The following is a 22170-nucleotide window of genomic DNA, read 5'->3' on the forward strand; positions in this document are numbered from 1 at the left end:
CCCCATAGCACAGGCATCCTGTCTGTAACATCATTAACATATTTTAGCCTCCATCTGGGTTTAAGTATTGATTTCTGATATCTTCCTCCAACCATCTTTGTGTTTGACCATCTTTATCAATCACGCCATCAGGAGTATTTGCTCCTTTGGATTTCTGATATTTCTTAATTGCGTCACTAAATTTTTGCCATCTTTCGTTATATTTACCGATTTCTCCATATTGTAAGTTTTGGTCGATTCCTAATATTTGTCTGACACAAAATAAAACTATATACTTGTTATTATCCTGTACATTCTCGCGAATACCTATGCTATTTAGAGTGTTTGGTGGTAGTTGATTTATGTCATCAGTTAAATTCTTAATCATTGCCTTGATTGCCTCATCTGTTCTGTCAAAAAGTTTTTTATTTTCAGGACTAATTTCGGTCAAAGTCTCTGGGTTATTCGTGTCTGTTGTTGATGCCTGTGCAGATTTTAATTCATCCTTTAGAGTGGCTATTTTCTGTTCCATACTTGCCTGCAAAGTCTTGTCATACCGAGATGTCAGCCAACTACTTATTAACAATATTGTTGTTAATCCTATTGTACCTAATAATAAACCTATTACCATCCCTCTTATAATCAATATTAAATTTTCTGTGACAAAATAAATCCCTGCATCTAAAGCAGAATGGATATGGTCGCGCCATCCCTTTTTGCGAATTAGCGTCATCTCGAACAATGTTCCTTTTTTAACATTGCCCTTTCGAGATAGGCTGTAAAATATATTTGCAGGAACCTCACCGGTTGAGATTTGATAAAAAATGGCGGCGAAATGTGGCTCCTCCACTTCTTCAAAGAATTGAGCTAAGGATAAATAGTTCTTGTCAGTTTTGCCGGGATATCTCCAAAAAGGCTGTAAATTTGTTAAGAATTTCTGCTGTTCTTCTGGGTAATCTTTGATGACTCCTGGTTCCGATAAATCTGGTATTTGGGTGAGAGCATCTGCCAAATCTTTGGTGAAAGACACGCGGTAAACCTGCGACCAAAACCCATCCTTTTGGGTGAGTAATAATTTAGTCGCTTTAACAAGTTGTGGTATATCAAATTTGGAATGCACTAAACCACGGAGTTTATGTTGAATTTTGCTGTCGGATTTGGAGGATTTTGGTTTGGTGATTAAGCGCGAGAGAAGACTATAAATTCCGTCCTTAACATTTCGAGTCAGACATGGCAAGCAGCCGATATTCTTTTTGTACTCTGTGACAATCGATGCCTGCAATTTCCGGCAAAATTCCCAACAGTCATCCGGCTTGGGGGCGGTTTGCATCCAAATCAAAAATTCCGGCAAGAATTTCGGTATCAGTAGGGCTTTTAAGGTCAACAGCCTAACCATCGGTTCGGAGTATATTTTGTCTTTGTTGGCTTTGGATGCTCCTCGACTATCTAAGAGTTTGTTCCAAAATTGAGCATCGATTTGGGGATGGGCTAAAGCGATTTCCAAGCTGTTTATGTGTTCGGGTTTGACGCGACCTTTTATGATGGCTTTGATCGCGGTTTTAATCCCCGCTTCCCCAGAGATAAATACGGAATCACGGGGACGACGGGCTAAAACTTCCTTGAAATTGTTTTCCGCTTCGGAACTGGCGGGATAAATTACTTGGAAATACCAGGGATTTTCTAAGGCCGCTACATTATAAGCCCAAGAATAGTCCTGGCCTTGTCGTTTCGCTATCTCTTTCGCTATCTCGTTTAATATCAAATGCGTACAGGGTTGTTCATGGGGAATAACGATGGGTGGCGATGAGTCTAAATATTCTGCAAATTTATCTAATGAAACAGGCTGTGAATCCGGGTTTAAAGGGTATCCGGTTGACGGGGGTTGGTAATCGGGATCGAAGACGAATCGCGAAATCATCATTCGCAAAATTGCTTCGATATAGTCCTTTCCCTCACACCAAAAATAGCGGTATAGCGATACGCTCCGCCCGCGATCGTCCCGTCCCCGGCTGACGACGGCTACCACGGAATATCCCCCGACTTGTCGCCCCACCATCGCCCAACTCCCTTGGAGGCCCCCTTCGGACAAGGAAAATTCGCCACTAGAAATGGCATTTAATATCTCCGGGGGAATTTCACGGGTACAATTCATGTACTGTCCGGTAAATCCCCCCGATTCCCACCCTCCATCGGAAGTTCGTTTCACTTCAATTCCGGTACTAAATTCGTGAATGTAGATCATCGTCATGGCTGTGAAAAGATTGCAAATGAGGACATCGGGAATATCGCATTAGTCGCGATCGAGTTCCGGGTGGCGTTTTCCGGTACAAAGCCAGTAAATGGGGGCGACTAAACCAAAGGGCCGCCAGACTCTCGGTTTTTTAATCACGGAAGTTGTCCCATCACGCGATCGCTTCAACCGTTTCGAGTTGGGTTCGGGGTACTGTTTCCCCAAAATCCCAAAGGCGGAAGTAGTGAAATACTCCACCCCCACGCGGTTTAGTTTGGAATAGCTTTGCAGTTGGGCGGAGAGTTTGGGAAATCTCATGTTTGCCAACTTTTTCGGTTCGTGGCGGTTCACCCACAACTCCGACTGTTCGCACTTAGTCAACACAAAGGCAATCCGTCGATGTTGGTTCTTCAACTCAGCGCGATCGAGTTCCACCAACAGTTTTTCGATCCCCGCGCAATAGTCCTTATCCTTGCGGTGAGCGGTTCCATCGACGAGTACCATTAACCCGGTCGCCAAACAGCAATCGTCGAGGTAATCATCCAGCATCGGATCGCCACTTTTATGCACCAAATCCCGGAAAAACTCGCCGCTGTAATCCTTACAACTGACGTTGATTTGCACCATCTTTCCCGACCCCCGCAACCAGGAAAAGCGATCTTTGAGGGTGATGCTGAGGGTGTAATCCTTCACCGCGTCGATATCGTGGAGGTTGGTGGGTTCCAGTAATAATCCCTGTTCTAGGATGTCTCTGGCTTTGTCTACCAGTTCCTCGCTGTCTTCGCCGACGGGGGAGACGGTTTGCACGGGATTATCGGGGCTGGCGTTGGGCCAGTAAGCCAGGGATGCCAAATAAGTGGTTTTCCCGGAACTGCGATCGCCGATAATTCGCACCACGGAATCTCCGCCCAAGGTTTTGACGGATAATGATGTCGAGTTGGTTTGGTTGTCAAATAGCATGATCGACTCACTCTTAAAGTTCAGATTTGGCCGGTACTTAACCAACACAACGGTTCAACTAAATTGTAAGGTTGCCACCGGTTCGGTTCTCGTAAAATCGAGACTCGTCCGTTAGTTCCCCGAGCATCCGCCCGGTTGGGGCGAGGGTCATACCGTCCCGACACGCCGAAGGTTGACATGGCGTAAAACTGCAAGTTTTTGGGGGGAACGGATTTTTTGAGGGTTTTGAGGGTTTTTTTCAAGTAAATGCCAAATAGGTCGGTTTCCGGGTCCAATCTTCCCGGCCAAATTTCCCCCCGTTCGCATTTACTCATGGCTACGGCTAGGCGATAGTTATTTAGGCGATCGTGTTCGTCCATAATTTTTAAAAATTGCTTGATCAATTGGCTATAAAAACGATCTCGGCTGCTTTCCCACTCGGTAAACAACAGCAAACAACCATCCACGTCAGCCCTAAAACATTCGTCGATAAATTCTTCCATAATCGGGTCTGGGGAAGAGTGGAGAATTTTATCGAACACTTCGCCGGGGTAGTCGCGAACGGTCAGTTGGATATCGATTCGGGGTCTGAGGAATCTCTGTTTGACTTCGATTTTAAAGGAGTAGTCGGGAAGGTCATCCACACTTCTGATGCGATCGCCTAGCACAGTCGGTTCAACCGCTAACCCGTTGCAAATTGTCTGGTCGGCATCTTCCGCCAGCTTGTGAGTCTCGTCGTTCAGGGGTTCGATGCTGTATTCACTGCGGGAACCCCGGTACTCAGAAAAGTAGCTGAGTCCGGCGAGATAGGTGGTTTTTCCAGATGCCCTGGGGCCGATTACGCAAATGTTGCCCATAGCTGACTCCTTTATTGGTTACTACTAAGATAAGTGCCCAGATAAATCCAAGGAAGTTCCACCAGTTCCCGGCTGTAAATGCTAGTGATGAAACATTTCACGGATAAACCGGAGGTATATTGGTTCAGTTCGGCGATGTGGGATTGTAGGGGACTGAAAAACCTTTTGAAAACGTAGTTGTTGCGTTGCATCCAGTTCATCTCCGCATTGACGGGATGGTAGGCTAGTTTTTGGGCTTCTTCTTTCAGGTCGATGCCTCGGATCAGGTCGGCTTTGTTCAGACACAGAACCAGATGTTTGGCTTGGCGACAGTCTTGGCGGAAAAATTTTACCCAGCGCTCAAATCGTTTAATCCATTGTTTGCGGGTGATAAAGTCTTCCTGAATGATGCCATCCCCCTGGCGGATAATTTCCCGGTAGGGGGACAGGACTAGGCACACCCCTTGACTGCTGTGAGCGGTTTTCAAAAATTTTCTCCACTCGTCGGGGTTGTCGTTTTTCCAAGTCGCGCGCCATATTTCCCCCGGTGTATCTATCCATTCGGTATAGATGTTTTTGGGTCGGCTGGGCAGGGTCACTTCGATCTCCAGTTGGCGATCGTGGGTAGCCTGGCTGGCATCGGTAGCCTTGGTTTTTCCCTTGTCACACAGAAGGGCTTTAAGTTGATCGTAAAGGGGATCGGTGACTTTGACGAACTGGCTGCTGGGATGAGCCAGTTCCAGGACTAGGGAAGTTTTGCCAGTATTGCGATCGCCGATATAGATAACGCCCATAGGAAAAGTTCCAATAAAAAGGTCTAAACATGGTGGTCGGGTCAATCGGTTCTGGGTGAGTCTATGGCCAGACTTCCAGTTGGCGATCGCATCCCACCACCACCGCGCCGCCACCTTAACCCAGAGGCGATCGTCCCTCACCCCGGCAAAAGTTCTAAAAAAGGGTGCTACAAAATGTGGGTCAATAGAATCTATAACCCTTACAGTGAGGCACTTTCACTCTATTAAACCTAATGCTTAAAGGCTTAATGGTATCCCCTTATTATCAAACACAAATCTACTTGAATCTACCTTGGGACTGTAAACTTTTCTAAAGGTTATCCTCCGATTGCAGTTAGAGATGGCCATCCGGTGGGCTGATCATCTATCTACCTATCAGGGACAACCACTAAATTTACGCAAATATCTAAAAATTTAATTGAGCAATTGCCTCTAATGTCAGTGTAGAAGCCATTTACAGGGGCGATCGCTCCCCCTTGGGGGGCTTGTCCGATGTGACTAACTGATAGTTAGCCAAGTTTCCGAAATGGCAAGTCTCATGTTGATTGTTCTCAATTAGTGATTTTCACAGGCGATCTGGCTCAACTTTTACTTGTGAAGCATATTTGACTCCCTCTGGGTTGGGAGGAATGAATGACACGCTAACTATTAAAATTGGGCTTTTCTATTCTTCATCAAATACACCCCAGACCTGAGCAATTGTTTTCAGGTCTTCGACAATTTTTTGTAATGTTTGTTTGATCTCTTCAACACTTTTCGGATCTTTACGGAAACCAGAATGAAGAACATCATTGCGTAAATTAGCCAACTTACAAGGGGGATTATTCCATAACTGATTGATCATCTTACGCTTAGATGGTTCAATCTCTTTATATTGACTGCGGTAAATTGACTCACGCTCTCCCACTTTACCACCACAACAAAGGATTTCCATTTCCTCCCGTGCTTGTTTCTCCATTGGATCGAGTTCAAAATGATAACAGAGGAGAGAAGGTAGCCATTCCCGTCCTAGTGATATAGCTTGGACATATAGACCCTTCTTGGCATACCACTCAATCTCAAAAAGCTGTTTCTGCAATGCAGCTTTGCCATTGACTTGATAGTTTTTCGGTTCAGCTAAAGCAAATTGACCATACTCACTCACCACACGATTTAATAATAGTTCAAAAGGTGGAACAACTCGTGCTAAGTCTGGTTTACCTTGTTCAATACTTTCCGGTAAAGCTGCGGCGGCGGTCATGACATCCATGGGACGCAATAACTGCAAACCTTGAGAAATTTCTAAAATGCGATCGCCCAATGCTTGAGTATGACCCTGTGCCTCTTGCAACAATTTCGCCAAGTCTTCACCATTCCCAGTTTTCAGAAACTGATCGGTTGCTGTAAGCCAGTCAAACAAGCGGACTACTGGTAAAAGGTCAAAGGTGGGGGTAATGCCATTCTCCTTAGCTTCAAATGCACCATAAAGCAAACCTTCAATGGTAATATTTCGCACCACTCGAAAATAACTAACTGCCAAAAGCGCAACAATTGGCACAGAGCGAAATGAATGAGTAATATCAAAAATGACGCGATCGCCATCTTCCAAACATTCATTAACTTTATTGAAAATTGTCCAGATATCTTCTGGACTATTCCGCTCAGGAATGTTTTTGACTGGGACAATCTCAAGTTCAGGAAACTTGTGTGCCAATATTTCTTCAAGTTGATGCCAATTTGAGCGGTCTTCTTTCTGGTCTCCCCTACCAGGACATTTTGTTTCAACTGTTGGAGTCAAGAAAATATATATTTTCTGGGGCTGATAAAATTCAGCCAAAGCCTCTTGGTAATATTTGGTTGTTAAAGAGATTGACTGGGTAGGATGTTGATATTTGGTAACTTGGTAAGAGTTGAATCCCAGAAAAGAAATGATTTTCGTGATAGCGGTTCTCATAATTAATTAATCCTTGAATAAGTTTCTGTATGACCCATTCCCAATCTTGTCTTAATTCCAGTTCCTGAAAACTCAGAATATTGAACCAACAAATTCGCGACATTCACCAGTAGGGGGTCGGTTTTGTACAATGCCTTTAAGGTGATTTCACCAACAAATCCATTAACTGAGTCTTTCCCAATTCTACATAGCTGAGTAGAAATTCGATGACGTTTAAGAGCGATCGCATTTGCTAAATAAGTAATCAATTCTCCACTACCCAAATAAATCGGAGCAAAATTATTCCAAGATTGCAGCCAACTCCGAAACATCAGTCCGGGAACTGGAAGGGGGAGCTTTATGGCTTTTTGGGCGAAAGAAGTGGGAGTTGTAAACTTGAGTTGAGACTCAAAAATTGGCTCCGGTTCATTAGCTACTAAGGTAGTGTAAAGTTGTTCGTAACTTGTGATATTATCTTGGCGATCGGTAACTTTAAATTGAACTCCTAAAAATTCTAAACCACCTGATAAATCAAGAGATGCGATCGCTTTAGAACTTTTTTCTTGCAAACCAGAAAAGGTTAGCTGATACAACTCTTCAGGTTGAAATGTAATGAAATCTCCAGCCCCCAAGCACCGTCCCATGATGCTAGAAAAGCTGGTGTCGGGGATCATATTGAGACCAATTCCTAACCCCAATTGATGATGAAGTTGTTTGACCAACTCCAAGCCGTAAGACCTAGGAAGTGTCATCGGTTCACAAACAGTCAATGTCCAAGTTGAACGAATCAGCATTAATTATCCTCGAAACTTTACCCACCCCGGGACATATTTAATATTGCCATTAGGATCGACCACAGTACGACGAGATTTGGGAGCTTCAAATTGGGGAGCTCTTATCCCACAAGTATCTCTAATTTGGGATCTCAAATCATCTGCAAATAGCCATCCTACCGTGGTTCCGGTCATCCCACTAGCCCAACCTATTCGCAAATGATAAGGGCATTGTTCTGGTTCATAAAAATCTCTAATTGCTGCAAAATCAAGATTTTTACCTTGATGCTGTTTGTTTTTGACCATCATCCAGTAATCATGTTCTCCATCCCACTGTTCTTTAGCAAAACTTTGGCAAATATTCAGCAATTCATCAACGGATTTAAAAGGAATTTTCATGCCTCTTTTGTGTTGAAACCAGGATAACATTTCCGTATCTAAGGACAAAGTAAACTGGGTTTTAACATTTCTGACAACTTCTGCATAAATAGAAGCTCTGTATTTAGCATTATCATTATCAAAGTGACTAGAAACCAGAATTTCAGCTACAACGGGAATGTTAAAAGTAACTATTTTGTGATTTTTCATCGTCACTTTCCTTTCTATTAGAGGTTGAGAATCAGTGACTTGAACAGCTCGCATAATATCAGTATTCGGCCCGGTAGCCGCTGCCATTGATTTTCCCTGATAATTTAATGAGAAATCCGCAAATAAACTATCCATGAATAGCTGATCGTCTGCCCACTTTTGTTGTTTTTGCAAGTGGTTATTATCTAACTGCTGCCTCAGTCGTTCCTCGATCGCACTCACTCGGTTAGAATTAGGAACTCCGTACTTCTCAGCATTTTTGAGTAAGTAATAAGCGATCGCTGTTCTAATGGCACCTTTAATTGAGCTGCCGGGAATGTAAAGCTGTCCGAATCCATTACGAATCATGGGCCGTAAATCAGTTACTTTTTCATCAGTCCATTTCCTATCAATTGCTCCTGGTGGAAAAATAGGATTTCCCAAAACATCTTTAGCATCTTGCCAATTTTCACCAAAAGTTGATCTCAGAATACTGAGAATTTCTTGTCGATGCTCTATCGCACTGATATAATCCTGCAATTTGCCTCGATTTGACAATTCTCTAGCCAGAGCTTCTTGCTCTGGAAGATAGACTCTTTGACTGGTTTGAACATATTCAAATGGGTTGAGCCGAGAGACCGCAGAGCCAATGTGTAAAAGCGGACTCGATAACTGAATTGTTCTAGTTTCATAAACTTGAGGCTTGGAAATATTGAAAGCTGAAACCATGACTCTTGTTGTTATAGGATAATAGGCAAGCTAAAACCAATTCCACTCCGATACACTTTATGCAATTTTTGAAATTCGTAGGGAGTTACATCCGCTAATTGTCCGTCAGTACGCACCGGAAATACCGAGCCTTCCACAAACATCCGCACTTTTTTACGTCGCAGTTGTCGCCCAGAAAAGGGAGAGGAAATCCATCCCCCTCGTTCCAGTATTCCATAACTAGCTCTATCATTATGGAGTGTATCCGAAATCGGATTTTCCCAAAGCAAACTGATTAAACTGTAGTCGGTTGATTGAGGACAGTTAAGCAAGTTTTGCCATGTATCAGATAGATCTGACCAAGTGGGTTTAAACTGTCCTGCGCCACTGGAGCGCTCACCGCCTAAGCCTTCATCCCCCAATAAATTTAAGGCGGCAAAAAGTCTATTTTCTAGGTCTTTATCTACTTTAACCAAATCTATTAAAAAGTACAATCCACAGGACTTATTAAATTGCACAAAACCAGTATGGTAGAAATTGGTCGCCCGAGTTGTTCGGTCGATCGCCACTTTGGGAGTTTTATGGATTTGATAGGCTTGGCTATAGTCGAAAATTCCCGAATTTTTAAGATTACCAGAACTGTTAGCCTGGTTAGTATAATCAATCAATTCGGTGCGATCGGTTACCGTAAAACCACTACCTTGATACCAGCGTTGCCAAATATCCAGAGGTAAGTAGTGAATTTTTTTGTAAGTCTTGGTAAATTCCAAGTCATTCCCCACCGGATACCCGCGCGGAAATTTGAGCGGTTTTGGTAGGTAGTCAATCCTTTTTTGACCATTCTCAGAGTAAATAAATGTTGAGCTGACCCGAAAAGGAGGCGATGAGTCAAAAGATTTTAGTAAATCTTCAACAGCATCTTTTCCAAATAACCGAGCATAGGCAATAATTAGCGCGCTAAATAATGTATCAGAACGCACTCGTTCGCTCGTTTCTTCAACTCCAATTCCGACTTCACCAAAATGGGTAGAGTGTTGTCCGAAATTGAGGCTAACTAGCTTGTAGTTGCTCATAATTTAGGTTTAACTGCCTGGTAACTGAGATTGAATTTCGCTAAATCTGCTTAAAAATTCAGCCGTATTTTTGAGGGATGGGAAGTTAATAGAAGTACCGCCACCACTGGCAATATTTTCGTATTGTTTGGCATCACGGTAATCAAAATTAAAGTTCTCAAATCTCACTTTTCCGTAACCCCTAGAACCATGTCCTCCCAAGGCATCATCTTCTAAAATTGACAGAGCGATCGCCAAGTTTTTTACATCTTCAATCGCCTGATTTTCATCCTCAACAGTATAGACCATTTCAAAAGTAAATTTTGCTCCGGCTGGCACTCGCTCTAATTGTCTGGGGTTAGCCGCTGCTGTCACCCGATCTAATCCATTCTCAAACTTCCACTCGGTCATATACAACCCAGTGTCAATGTTACGAAGTTGCTCGGCTGATTCAGGAGTTAAATGGCAATCCCGAACAATCAAGCGAGCCGGACAATTTCTGCCTTTAATCTTCGTATGAGATACACCATTAATGGTTTTATTTCCCTGACTACCTAATTCCTGTGACTGAGCAATATTAGTAGGAATCCAACACTTAGAACCACCAGTGGAGCCAAAGAGACGGCTAACTTGACAGGTTTTTGCACCTTCATATTCAACATACTGATCCGCTTGAATCTCTGTATAGCCACTCTCTATATCATCACTTTCATAACGGTATGTTCCGCTTCCTCCCCCTCGATTTAAAGGTTTATTAAGCCATCTTTCTAAAATTGATCGAAGTTTACCTTTAATCGAAGAACCAGGCAAATATGGATATTGACTCACCGGATCGCGAATTACAGGTTTATCCAGTCCTCCAATTTCCAATGTTTCTCCGCCACCACCGATATGCAGTCCGGTTTCAACAATCAAAGTTCCGGTAATTTTTAACTTTCCAACTAGGGGGGTTTGAGGTCTTTCAATAACTGTCATTATTTTCCTCCTTCGGCTTTATGATAAGCAATAATGGACTCGATCAATTGAACTAAGCGTTCAAAATCTTCTAAAGAATGTACATGATCGATAGCAGCAGACATAACATCACTCAAAGGTTTGGCTGCCTCTTGTCTGGCTGCTGCATAAGCTAATTTTGGTTTGAGAAGTACAATTTCCGGTTCAATTTCGGCAAAAAGCTGATTCTGATTTTCTTCAGTTTGAGCCAGTTTGGCTTTCAAACGATTAATAGCATCCAAAAACTTGCGGATCTGATTGGTCTCTAACCTCCGGTTTTTGAGATAAGGCCCGAACATCTCAGCGTGTTTAACCAGATCTCGAATTGGGTAATCTTTGAGAGTCCCATTTTTCTTGTCCTGGTTCAGCTTGTGAATAGCTTTAATCATCTCTCTGTCCGGAGTTGGGGACGATGCTGATTGAGGTGTTGAATTGCGTCTCGGTTGATTGGAAGTCATAAGAATTTCCGGTTTTTATATGAGCAGGGTCTGACTGAGAATGCGGGCGGGGTTTTATTCACTGTTAATTGAAGAACGGTTAAGCATCTCTAGCCAGGTGGCGATCGCTCGAAAGTAGGGAGCATTATAGGGGTTTTTCAGAGAAGTACGAATTGGTTCAAAATTAGGATGATTACGAACATGATCTGGTAGCCTGGCTAAAGTATAAGCAATTTTGGGCAGGTGCAGGAAGTAACGGACATCCCACTGATACTCCTGGGGTTTGCTGGCAGCTTCTTTTATCATTTTATCCTGAAGTTCTGCTGTTGCCAATAGATTCCTTATAAAACTTCGAGAATAGTTTATTTCTAGGGATGGATGCAATTGTTTAACAAATGGCAACACTCCCCAAAGACTCGGTGATATTTCGTTAGCAAGATAAGTTTGCAATTCCTTCGGTTTGAGGAAATTATGCGGACTCCGTGGCATATTTGGCAAATTTTTTAATTCAGTTCCCAACCACTCATCCCATTTAAATACACTCCCAAATAATCCCAAGCTGTCCCGACCATTTGCTTTAGCTTGATCTTCTGCTTGTCCAGATTCCTCTGCTGCTTGGTAGAGAGGAAATTTAGCAACTGATAAGCTAATACCGCCAGAAAGGCTGATGTCTGGGTGATGCCCAGTATAAGCGCGAAAACATTGATAAACATCAAAAGCAAATTCCACAACTTCATGCCATGCGCCACTCACAAATAAATCATCTCCTCCCGCATAAATAAATACTAAATTTTGGCGTTCTCCAGTTAGTCTCTGAAACACTGTATTATGTAAATTTTCCTGACGAAATTGAGCCAGACTATTCAAATAAACTTTAAAAAAATAACTCATTTGGCGCGATAATCCAGCTAACCGAGGTAAGGTTTGATCATTTCCTAAACCTTTGGCAAAAATCTGCCCTAATTTGTCTACATCCATTCGCAAATAACCAACTCTGGGAATACAACCGTCTTTTTTAGCCAGATCTGCCATTTCATTGGCTGTCATTGTTCCATATTCTTCCTGACTATTTTGAGCATAGTTGCCGAGTAATAAAGAAACTGAGTTGCCATTTTGATAGTCGGCAACTTTCCAATTATTTACCAAAAAAACAGTTTCCGATTCTTCTAAATTTTTAACTTGCTGCTTTCCCCGAAATAAGTGATAATATATACTCTGTCCTGGTAACTTAATCTGCAAGCTATCTAAGGCTTTGGCAATACTATCGCGAACCGGCGATCGCACGATCGCATCTACCCTAAAAAGTTCACTTCCTAGGCGAAACATCTGCCGACAAGTCGGACAAGCTAAAACTGAATCGGCTTCTTGATGGTTAAGCGGTTTTAAGTTTTCCTCATCATCTCGATGGCAAACCCGACAAGGTTCATAGGTTTCCTGAATCGCTAAGAAATTATCCAAATGATGATCGAATTTGCGAGCTTTTTGGAGAGCTAAGTTTTGAGTAATGGTTGCCCATTGTTGGGCAAATTTAGCCGTTCCAATTTCCTCGATATCAAAATTTTGAGTTCCCAGACTTAAAAATACTTTGCCTTGAAATTCATCAATCAGCCATTCATTGAAAGCATCTCGTATGGGTTCAACTAAATTTTCATTATTATTCTGTTCTGGAGCTAATAAATATAAATTGCCGCCGCCAACATAAATAATATTAGTCCGAGGTATATTTAATTTATTTAGCAGTTGTTGGGCTACTTCTTCCGTCACTAATTCCATATAAAAACTTCTAGCTCTTAGTGATTTCAAGGCTCCGTCAGATGAAATGGTATAGATAAAGTCTTGAATTCCAGACAAATCACCCGCTATTAAGCTAATCTTTGATGCTTGATAATCATTTGATAAAATCGCGGCGATCGCCGCAGTTGATTTGACCAAATCATAAAAAGCTACATTTTCAAATCCTAATGATAAACAGGAGCCAAACTTTTCTAAAAGCAAGGTTAATAGTGACAAGTTTTCCCAATCTTCTAGCCTTAAATTAGCGATAGTTTCTCTAATTTTTTGTTGCAAAAAATTAATTTGTTCGGCTTGAACTGGTTCATTTGTAGGATAAGGAATTGTAGGGTTGCTATCCTCAATGGCGATAGCGGGTACATAATGCTGATGAGATTGTGGCTGTGATAGATTCACCGCATCAAACAAAAGGTGTAAGGGTTGAATCTGGCTAGTCTCTGTCCAAGATAACAATTGTTTTGCTCTAGCGATCGCCGGATTCTCTTCTGGGACATTAAAATTGGGGGGCCATTTGGCTTGTGCCCAATTTGCTAAATGCCAAACTGCCTCTCTAATTACCTGTAGAGCTATTATATTTGGGGCTGTAGAATTAACCATATCTCAATCGTGAAACTTAGTAAAACTTAACTGTATATTGCTGAAAATACAAAGCATGAAAGGAAGCGCGATCGCATCTCCTTTGACTACTAAAATCTAAAATCGCCCCTCCTGCGGCGAAAGTTCTAAAAAAGGGTGCTACAAAATGTGGGTCAGTAGAATCTATAACCCTTACAGTGAGGCACTTTTGCGATTTTGAACTTAATGCTTAAACGCCTAATGTTATCTCCTTATTATTAAACACAAATCTACTTTTTGACTGTAAACTTTTCTAAACGTGATCCTCCCATTTCAGTGATCCTCAGTTAGAGATGGCCATCCGGTGGGCTGATCATCTATCTACCTATCAGGGACAACCACTAAATTTACGCAAATTTAGAAAAATTTAATTGATCAATTACCTCTAATGTCAGTGTAGAAGCCATTTACAGGGGCGATCGCCGCCACTTGGGGGGGCTTGTCCGATTGGAGATGTTCAGAAATACTCAACCCTTTCAGTATAACCATCGCTGGAAGTACCCCCTTCCATAATTATCATGCTGCGTCAGTTTCCCCACCAGAATTTAAATATGCTCAGGGGGAGGCTATAGCGAATTATAGAGATTTACCGGATTAATACTACTGTAAACCTATAAAAATCGATTTTATTTGGATTATCAACGATTATTTAAATACCTGAATTAATGCTGGTTATAGTTGATGTTTGGCAATGTTAGATACTTCGGTAATTACCACATTAATCGGAACCAATCGCCCCACCGTGGTATAATAGCTATTACCCACATTGGTGGTAGTTGACCTTTCGCGGAAACGGTTAATATTCTCAAGAAACCAGTGGCGGGTTGCTGGCATAGGCAATTGGTAAAGCAGACGGGGAGTCACGAAGTAGTAAAACACCCAATCTGCCTCTGTGTAGAGAAAACAGCCGGGTGTATTGCGTTCCTTATTACTGTGAGTTTCCAAAAAGAAATTACCAGTTTTGTGGTAGCGATCGCCCTTAATTTCCACTTGATAGGATCCGGTTTGAGTTATCCAAATCAAATCAACATCAACCCTTTGATATTGCGGGTTATCTTCCACATTTTCAATAGCCACAGTTTCCGGCAGACCAGATAACCAGCCTTCGATATCTCTGGTGGCTTGTTTAGCCACTTGCAGGGATTGATTCATGTTATACATAGTTGACTGCTCCTGAAAAACTGTCGTGTTGCTGTTGATGAATTATTGCCATTAGCCAAATTCAGCCCTGTTCAAACCCCGACTAAAATCGTGTTTCATACTCAAACCTAATCTCACTTTCATTGCCAAAATTCGTAGCCCCCCGCAAAAGCAAGCGGTCATTAACCCGATAGTTGAGATTAAATTGAGTAGGCTGGTTCGCCGCCAGAACCCGACTCACCGAAACCGACACATCATTAGTAACATCCAAACCCACCTCTAGCCCCAAACCCAAAGCCGTCGAACCCGAACGTTCCTGGGACTGAGACACCCGCGCCGGATAAATGCGAAATTCAGTCAACCCAGTAGCATCAAGAACACTCTGTTGAATCTCATTAAACAGTCCCGCACTAGCAATATTTGCCAAAACTAAAGTCGTATCCCCCGTTACTCCCTCGATCGCACTACCTCCTAACAAAGCTAACAGTTGAATTTCCGATCGCGGTGGTGAACTGCGTAACTCCAGAATATCGTTAATCTCAGAAGCCGGACCCTGAGCCAAAGCAGTTACCCTAATAGTGCGTACCGTACCAAATTGAGAAGCCCTAGGTACTTCCATAAGTTCCGTTTCAAAAGCAGAAGTTGAAGCCACAGCCGGAGTCGTTTCCGATACCCTAGTCACCAGTCGCACATCTAAAATCGGGTCAAGTCCATTATCAGGAACAAAAGTAGCCCGTTGAGGATAACCCCGGTCTAACTGAAATCGACTGGTGTACAAATTCACCGCACCTCCCGTCAATTCAATAGTTCCCTGGGGGCGAAGACTCTCCAAACTATCTAAATCTCCATTAACTATAATTGTGCCATTGGCGTTAAAATTCAGCACAGGGGCATCAAAAATAGGCGTAATAGAAGCCGATCGCACTTGAATATGCTCTCCCAAAGTCAACATAAAATTATTCAAGCTCACCTCTAGCGGTCCAGTATTTAGCAGTTCTCGATTATCTCCGTTATCCGTAGCCGGGGGTTGGTCTGCTTCCGGTAAAGTTACAGCCCCATCAAACAACACCACCTGACCACCAATTCCCGGTTGCAAAGCCGTCCCACCAATCACAATTTCTCCCGCCGCTTTTCCCTGATACAATAGGGCTAAATTTAACTTTAAATTTTCCAGAACCATTTTCAGGGGCGAGTCAATATCTGGATCTTCCGGTCTCATTGGTTCAAAAATTGGCAATACCCCATCGATAACAACCTTTCCCGTCCCAGCGTCTCCCAATAATTCCCCTTCCATACCCTTAACCCGCAGGCGATTTCTCAGGAAAGTTGCTGTTCCCGATAAACCCGTAATCGAACTGTTATTACTAGCCAGCCTCAACACCACATCTTCCAGCTTCAACACCCCATCAGGTTCTATGAGAATATTCTTAATTGAGCCATCATCAGCCTGTTCTAGCACTCCTCGCGCCCGCATTTGTACAAAACCCTGTCCCTCAACCCAACTCACTTCTGGATTGAGTAAATTAATAATCTTGAATCCCTCATTCAGCATTTCCACCTCAGCGCTGACCAGATTACTTTCTGGTCTCACCTTAGCAAAGGGTAATCTAAAGGGTACTGATGCACGATATTCTATAGGATCTTGTTCCGTAACTAACACCGTTCCACCTAGGTTAAACCGGGCGTTATTATAGTTAAAACTACCCCGCGCCTCTTTCAGGGGTTCATCATTAAATAAGCCTTCAAGTACCGTAAATTCCCCGGAGGCTTGGGGATTATCTAAACTCCCGGCGAACAAAGCGCGCAGGTTTAATTGTCCACTCAAAGCAATATTGGGGATGTCATAAAATTCTTCTATGGTTTCTAAGCGGAAATTCTTAACCCGCAACTGACCCGAAGGTATTTGCTCATCTAAATCTAGTTGTCCCTGAAACCCCACCAATGTCTCACCGTAACGCACTCTCAACGGTAACACCCGGACTATATTATCCTCGAAACTTGCCTCTAATCCTAACTCATCAATTCGGTACTCGCCCCATGTCCAGTCAGCACCATTTATGTCCGCAGTGGCGGTTAAATTGGCTGGGGAACCGCTTATTTTGATTTCGGCATCAAATTTGGCATTTACTTGCTCTAGGGGCGGAAATGGCGAAGCATTCTCCTTCTGTTTGATTTCCCATTGTTCCAATAGGGCGTTAATTTCTGCCCAACGTTGTAGCTGTTGGTGGAGGGTCGCTGTCTCAGATAATCCTACGGCCACGGTTTCTAGGTCGGCTGCAGTGCCACGTTGGGGTTGCTGGAGACCGTTGGCGATATCACTTAACTGGAACCATTCTAAGGCGGTAAATATATCTTGTAGTCTACCTTGGGGAACCCTGATATCAGCTTGAAATTGGGGTTCTTCCTGGGAGTGGGGAACCTGGGCTATAATAGCACCTAGGTTGGCTTGTCCTACTATGAAAACTTGGGTTTCTCCTAGGCGAAGTTCCCCGTCATTAAAGCTAAATTGACCACGGCTAAGGTTTAGTTGAGTAATGGTGAAGCTATCGGCTTCTATATGACCTAAACTGGGGTTTTGGACGCTAATTTCACCAGTTGCGCCTATTTGATTGATGTCTAAACTGGCGAGATTAGTAATGTTTAATATTGCGGCTAAGTCCCCTCCTAAATTACCATAACCTTCTGCTACTATGGGGTATATTCCTAATTGGTCTATGGGGAAATCTTCTAGGGTTATTTGTAGCTGGTTTAGGCTGGGGGTGGTTCCTTTGGCGATCGCATTTCCTCGCTGTACTAAAAATGCAGTCGGTAAAAAGCGATCGTCTAATACTAACTCGATTTTGTCCTGTTGACCTGATAAGGCTAAGGTGACACCGCCGCCACCTAGTCCTGCTGTTAAAGTTCCGGTCATTACTGGGTCAAATATGAGAGACCGCAGGCTAAAATTTTCTAACCTGACATCACCCTGTAAATTTAAGGCAGAAATAGCACCTTTTAACTGACCAGCAAAACTCACATTACCCGCCAAAGGTGGCACTTCTCCCCGTAGTATTTCTGAGGGAAGGTTGGCTAAGAGGGGTTCTACTAAAGGCGAGTTTAAATCAAAGTTAGATACCCGTAAATTTAGATCGACATTGGCTAAACTGGGAACCCCACTTCCACTAAATTCTAGCGCTAATAAACCGTTAGCACCAAATTGGGGAGTTTCGGCTTGGTCAATGTTTACTTGTCCGTTTTTCAGTCTCGCTATGGCTTCCAAGGGTTGACGAATTATTGGTAATTCTGTTAGTCTTAGTTGGCTGGTGGCTTCCAGGGTGGCGGGGTTGAATTCGGTGACTGAACCTCTAGCATTTAATTCGGTATCTAACAACCCTCGCAATAAGGGCATATTTTGGGCTTGGTTAAGTAATCCCGTCGGTCTGAGGGCGGTTTCGATTCCGGTGAGATTTTCGACTAATGGTGAAAAGCGATTTAAGGCAATGCGATCGCCTATTATATTAGCATTCCAGTCACCAGCTTGAGTCCTACCTGTGGCTTTAATTATGCCATCTCTCCCTAAGTTTAACTGTCCGTCTAAACTAATGGTTAGCGCTTCTGGAGTCATGCTGGCTAGGTTTCCACTAAACCGGGTTTCCCCTTGTAGTTGTGGGTTGTCTAGGTCTAAGTTCCGAATTTCTGCTACTACATTCGCGGGTAAATTCGCTAAAGGTAGCCCTAAGTTGATTAGGGGATTTAAAGGCAGATTATTACTGATGATAGTTCCCTCAAAGTCTCCCGCCTCAATTTCGCCTCTGGCGGTGATTTCTCCCCCTAATTGGGGAAGGTTAACTAATCCATTCACACTACCTTTAATCTGATTAAGATTATTCAGATTTCCTCCGGCTATCATGACTCCATTTAAGCGACTGTTTCTTAACTCTGGCGATCGCCTCAATTTTTCCCTAGTTTCCGGTGGTAAATTACCCAAATTGCTGGCTACATTTAACCAGGGATTAACATGGATACTATTCGCCTCCAACTCCAAGTTAAATACCCCATTCGCTAGGCGAGTTTCTCGTAAAGATATCACCCCTCCCATATTGCCTAAATTGATGTCGCCGATAGCATTAGCCGTGATGTTATTGGGGTCAAAATTATTTAAGTCCGCCGACACAACTCCTCTACTTTGCACGGTTCCATTGCTGAAATCTAGAGTTTGCAGTTGGATAAGAGTTTCTGGCGGTAAATTTATTAGGGGTAGTCCGATACCTATTATTTGCTGTAAATTTAGGCGATTTGCCAGAAAATCTGCCCCCAATTTTCCACCTATTAATTTGAAATCACTGTTGATTTCTCCATTAGCGATCGTTAGGTTAAAATTGCCATTGGCGATGATGTCGTTTAGGTTCAGTTTATCTAGTTGACCTGTGATGGTCGTGTCTAGGTTTAATTTATCTTGTCTCAGGTCAATTTGTCCGATAATTAACTGCACCTCTGGGGGTAAATTGGCGAGGGGTAATCCTAATTTGACTAGGGGATCTAAGCCTAATTCATTGGCGTTCAGGGTGGCTATCCAATTATTATTATCCGCCAGTTGCACATTCGCATTTACTATACCCTCGGCTATCGCTATATTCGCGGTTAACTGATTTTTGGTGATTTGACTAGAACCCAAAATCGGCAAGGTTCCATTTGGGAGATTAAAGTTAATATCCCCTTGGAGGTTATCTAGGGAACCTGAAACTTTAGCCGTCGCGAACATATCCCCTAATCTAGTATTATTCGGAAGTTCATATAGACTGGCGATCGCATCTAAATATAGACTGTCAATATCTAGGGTAAATTCTACCGTTGGCTGTAAAACAAATTCCTCTGGTGATTCTGTCGTCAATGTGGCGGCGCGAAGTAACTCCGTCAGTCCCGTTAATTGCATACTACCAGCGCCGCTAATTTCTCCCCCGCTTATGGGTTTAATCCTTAAATTGTTAATGCTGATACTTGGGTCGGCTACTAAATTAAACTGCTGATCTAGTTCTGGTGTGATGGCTATTTCCGTGGAAATTTCGCTAAAAATTACCCGATCTATTTGGGTTGCTTCTGTGGTGGCGATCGCTATTTCTAGCTGAGGCTGTTGTAGGTTTCCCGTCAAGTTAATATCAGCCGTAACTTCCCCCGCGACCTGAACTGGTAAAACCAGAGTTTCCCCTAATTCTCGATCCGCCGTTTCTAATAACGTCGCCAAAGTAACAGGGAGCAAATTTGCCTGTAAATCGAATTCCGTTTGTAACAAGTCAAATTCTGCATTAGTTCTGATTGTCCCTCCGCTCGTTACTCCTAAATCACCCCAAGCTATTTCTAGGGTCTCCACAGTCGCCTCTGTCTCCTCAAACCCCAAATTAGCATTGGTGATCGTCACCGGTTCCGAAAGGGTTGCTAAAATGGCTTGTACTTCCCTAAGTTGCAGATTTCCCCAAATACCAGTCGGCTGAAAATTCGCCAATTTTACCCTTAATTGGGCATCCGCTTCTCCCTCGCCTAAAATTATACCGGGGGTATTGACTAATAATCCTAATTGTGGTAAATTAAGACTATTAGCTGTGATAGTGGTATCGAAATCTCCAGCAGATAAAATACCATCCGCTCTAACCTGTATGTTCCCGCCTCGGTGAAACTCACCTGTGAGGTGGGTTCTGATGCGATCGTTCTGGTCACTGATATCTAAAATCAGGCGATCGACATTGAGGGCGATCGGGTCTTCTCTCACCTCAGCCGTCAGCAGAGTTTGAGGCATGAGTTTAACATTAGCATTCTCAATGGTAATAGAGCCAATTTCCACATCCACAGGACTTTCATCCCCCGGCGCTATCTCAGTCCTAATCCAATTTCCGAGTTCGTCTTGTTCAAGATAAACTTGGGGATTGATCACCCGTAAATTTAAGCCGACAGTTGGCGTTAATAGTGATATAATGGAAATGCTGGCTTCGATCGCTTCAAGTGAGGCGGTATTGGGATCAGTATCTGTGGGAGGAATCACAGACCGTCCAAAACGAACACTAATAATCCCAAAGCGTTCAACAGGTCCGACTTCTACAGGTCTATCGAGAGTCCCCTCTAAGGCTGTAGCGATGGTAGAGGCTAAACGGTAATGTATAAACCAGCTTACACCACCAGCGATCGTCACAGAAGTAAGACCTAAGCCAACACTTCCCCAAATAAGCCAACGCCGCCAACGTTTGACCGACCTTGGGTTGTCTTCTGGGTCTGGTAATGGGGTATGGATCATGTTTCTCAATCTGCGTGATTTAACGGAAGTCCTTATCCAGAAAGGGTAGCTTATCACAGCCTAACTGGAGTGTATAAATTTTCCGGGGTTAGACCCTCGTTAACCCCACTCTCGGCCATAATTTCTCGTCCTACCCCCATAATTGCAACATTTCGACAGATTAAAACAACACAAAAATATAAAAACTTTGTGAAATTTCCGTGCTTAGATAAATAATCAGAGGTAGCCGGAGTTACTTTTTCATGAACGTCAGCCATCTTTTAAGACTTTACGAACAAGGCGAAACCGACTTTACAGGAGTCGATCTCAGTGGCGTAGACTTGACAGGGGTCATTCTCATAGGTGTTAACCTATCGAGAAGTAACCTGACGGGTGCTAACCTGACTCGCTCATTTTTAAGTCGTGTTAAGTTCAATGGTGCAAATTTACACCGTGCCAACCTGAGTTTTGCTAAAATGAACGAAGCCAAGCTGGTGGAGGCTGAGTTAACCAAAGCCAATCTCAACGGTACTTTTTTAGTCAAAGCTAAATTACCTGGTGTCCAACTCAGTGGCGCAAGTTTGGCGGGTGCTAATTTGCGTGGCGCTAGTCTCCCCAATTCTAACTTATGTGGTGCTAACCTGCAATTTGCTAATCTGCGGGGGGCTAATTTGACTGGCAGTGATTTGAGATATACTAATCTCAATGGTGTGCGACTCAGTGGCGCTAAGTTATTTGGAACCAGGCTCACTGATGTTAACTTGCAAAATGCTTATATGAATGGTGTTAATTTGAGTCGCCTAGATTTGAATGGTGTTAACTTGAGTAACGCTAGGCTTTGTGGTTCTAATTTGACCGGAACTAACTTGATTAGGGCTAATCTCAGTTCTGCTAAACTCCTAGGTTCCCAGTTAGAAAATGCCGATTTAAGAGGCGCTAATTTAGAAAATGCTTGCTTGAGTTATGCTGATCTGAATGGTTCTAAATTGTCGGGGGCTAATTTCCGAAATGCTGATTTGCGCGAGGCTAAATTACTGGGAGTCGAGGTAAAAGAGGCTAATTTCTGTGAGGCAATTTTACCGTTGTCTTTTCGCTTATATCTGGATTTAGAAAATTTCTGCTGTTTAACACTTTCTCAATCTCAAGTTTAGATGTTTGTGGTA

The 22170-nt window shown here is 43.0% G+C and carries 15 protein-coding genes; 2 read left to right on the plus strand and 13 right to left on the minus strand.

What is annotated here, in order from left to right; all coding sequences use genetic code 11:
- Positions 1-43: 43 nt before the first annotated feature.
- Genes XZ46_RS17275 through XZ46_RS17290 form a run of 4 tightly spaced genes read right to left on the minus strand, consistent with a single transcriptional unit; the run spans position 44 to position 4892 of the window.
- The gene (locus tag XZ46_RS17275) at positions 44-2227 is read right to left on the minus strand and encodes a YtxH domain-containing protein (RefSeq protein ID WP_008051087.1); all 2184 of its coding nucleotides are present in this window, start codon (positions 2225-2227) and stop codon (positions 44-46) included.
- Positions 2228-2269: 42 nt separating this feature from the next.
- Positions 2270-3169 (minus strand): hypothetical protein, encoded by a 900-nt coding sequence (locus tag XZ46_RS17280; RefSeq protein WP_008051089.1) that lies wholly within the window; start codon positions 3167-3169, stop codon positions 2270-2272.
- 20 nt (positions 3170-3189) lie between these two features.
- Positions 3190-4005, minus strand: coding sequence for a hypothetical protein (locus tag XZ46_RS17285; RefSeq protein WP_006624615.1), 816 nt, complete (start codon positions 4003-4005; stop codon positions 3190-3192).
- A gap of 11 nt (positions 4006-4016) precedes the next feature.
- Complete coding sequence (locus tag XZ46_RS17290; protein ID WP_081593260.1) at positions 4017-4892, minus strand: GTPase domain-containing protein; 876 nt, start codon at positions 4890-4892, stop codon at positions 4017-4019.
- Here XZ46_RS17290 and XZ46_RS35055 point away from each other — a divergent pair.
- A complete protein-coding gene (locus tag XZ46_RS35055) occupies positions 4842-5006 on the plus strand; it encodes a hypothetical protein (protein WP_162198542.1) in 165 nt (54 codons plus the stop codon). The two genes, XZ46_RS17290 and XZ46_RS35055, sit on opposite strands and share 51 nt — an antisense overlap.
- Before the next feature lie 436 nt (positions 5007-5442).
- Here the strand turns inward: XZ46_RS35055 and csx2 are convergent, their stop codons facing one another.
- The 9 genes from csx2 to XZ46_RS17335 all read right to left on the minus strand — a co-directional run bounded on the left by csx2 (position 5443) and on the right by XZ46_RS17335 (position 21028).
- A complete protein-coding gene (gene csx2, locus XZ46_RS17295) occupies positions 5443-6711 on the minus strand; it encodes a TIGR02221 family CRISPR-associated protein (protein WP_006624612.1) in 1269 nt (422 codons plus the stop codon).
- Between the two features lie 2 nt (positions 6712-6713).
- Positions 6714-7484, minus strand: coding sequence for a CRISPR system precrRNA processing endoribonuclease RAMP protein Cas6 (gene cas6 / locus XZ46_RS17300; RefSeq protein WP_006670428.1), 771 nt, complete (start codon positions 7482-7484; stop codon positions 6714-6716).
- A 3-nt stretch (positions 7485-7487) separates the two neighbouring features.
- The gene (gene csm5, locus XZ46_RS17305) at positions 7488-8759 is read right to left on the minus strand and encodes a type III-A CRISPR-associated RAMP protein Csm5 (protein ID WP_008051096.1); all 1272 of its coding nucleotides are present in this window, start codon (positions 8757-8759) and stop codon (positions 7488-7490) included.
- Positions 8760-8770: 11 nt separating this feature from the next.
- Positions 8771-9811, minus strand: a complete 1041-nt coding sequence (gene csm4, locus XZ46_RS17310; protein WP_006624609.1) for a type III-A CRISPR-associated RAMP protein Csm4 — start codon at positions 9809-9811, stop codon at positions 8771-8773.
- Positions 9812-9820: 9 nt separating this feature from the next.
- On the minus strand, positions 9821-10765 hold the full coding sequence (gene csm3 / locus XZ46_RS17315; protein WP_008051098.1) for a type III-A CRISPR-associated RAMP protein Csm3: 945 nt from the start codon (positions 10763-10765) through the stop codon (positions 9821-9823).
- Positions 10765-11241 carry a type III-A CRISPR-associated protein Csm2 gene (gene csm2, locus XZ46_RS17320; protein WP_228116368.1) on the minus strand — a complete coding sequence of 159 codons (477 nt, stop codon included), beginning with the start codon at positions 11239-11241 and terminating at the stop codon, positions 10765-10767. Before csm2 ends, csm3 begins: the two co-directional genes overlap by 1 nt.
- 54 nt (positions 11242-11295) lie before the next feature.
- A complete protein-coding gene (cas10, locus tag XZ46_RS17325; protein WP_008051101.1) occupies positions 11296-13608 on the minus strand; it encodes a type III-A CRISPR-associated protein Cas10/Csm1 in 2313 nt (770 codons plus the stop codon).
- Between the two features lie 690 nt (positions 13609-14298).
- Positions 14299-14787 carry a hypothetical protein gene (locus XZ46_RS17330; RefSeq protein WP_048895155.1) on the minus strand — a complete coding sequence of 163 codons (489 nt, stop codon included), beginning with the start codon at positions 14785-14787 and terminating at the stop codon, positions 14299-14301.
- Positions 14788-14869: 82 nt separating this feature from the next.
- Positions 14870-21028 carry a translocation/assembly module TamB domain-containing protein gene (locus tag XZ46_RS17335; protein WP_008051105.1) on the minus strand — a complete coding sequence of 2053 codons (6159 nt, stop codon included), beginning with the start codon at positions 21026-21028 and terminating at the stop codon, positions 14870-14872.
- 242 nt (positions 21029-21270) lie between these two features.
- Between XZ46_RS17335 and XZ46_RS17345 the strand changes: the two genes are divergently transcribed.
- Positions 21271-22158 (plus strand): pentapeptide repeat-containing protein, encoded by an 888-nt coding sequence (locus XZ46_RS17345; protein WP_006624593.1) that lies wholly within the window; start codon positions 21271-21273, stop codon positions 22156-22158.
- Positions 22159-22170: the final 12 nt, after the last annotated feature.

This window comes from Limnospira indica PCC 8005, from assembly GCF_000973065.1.
Classification (GTDB): Bacteria; Cyanobacteriota; Cyanobacteriia; order Cyanobacteriales; family Microcoleaceae; genus Limnospira; species Limnospira fusiformis.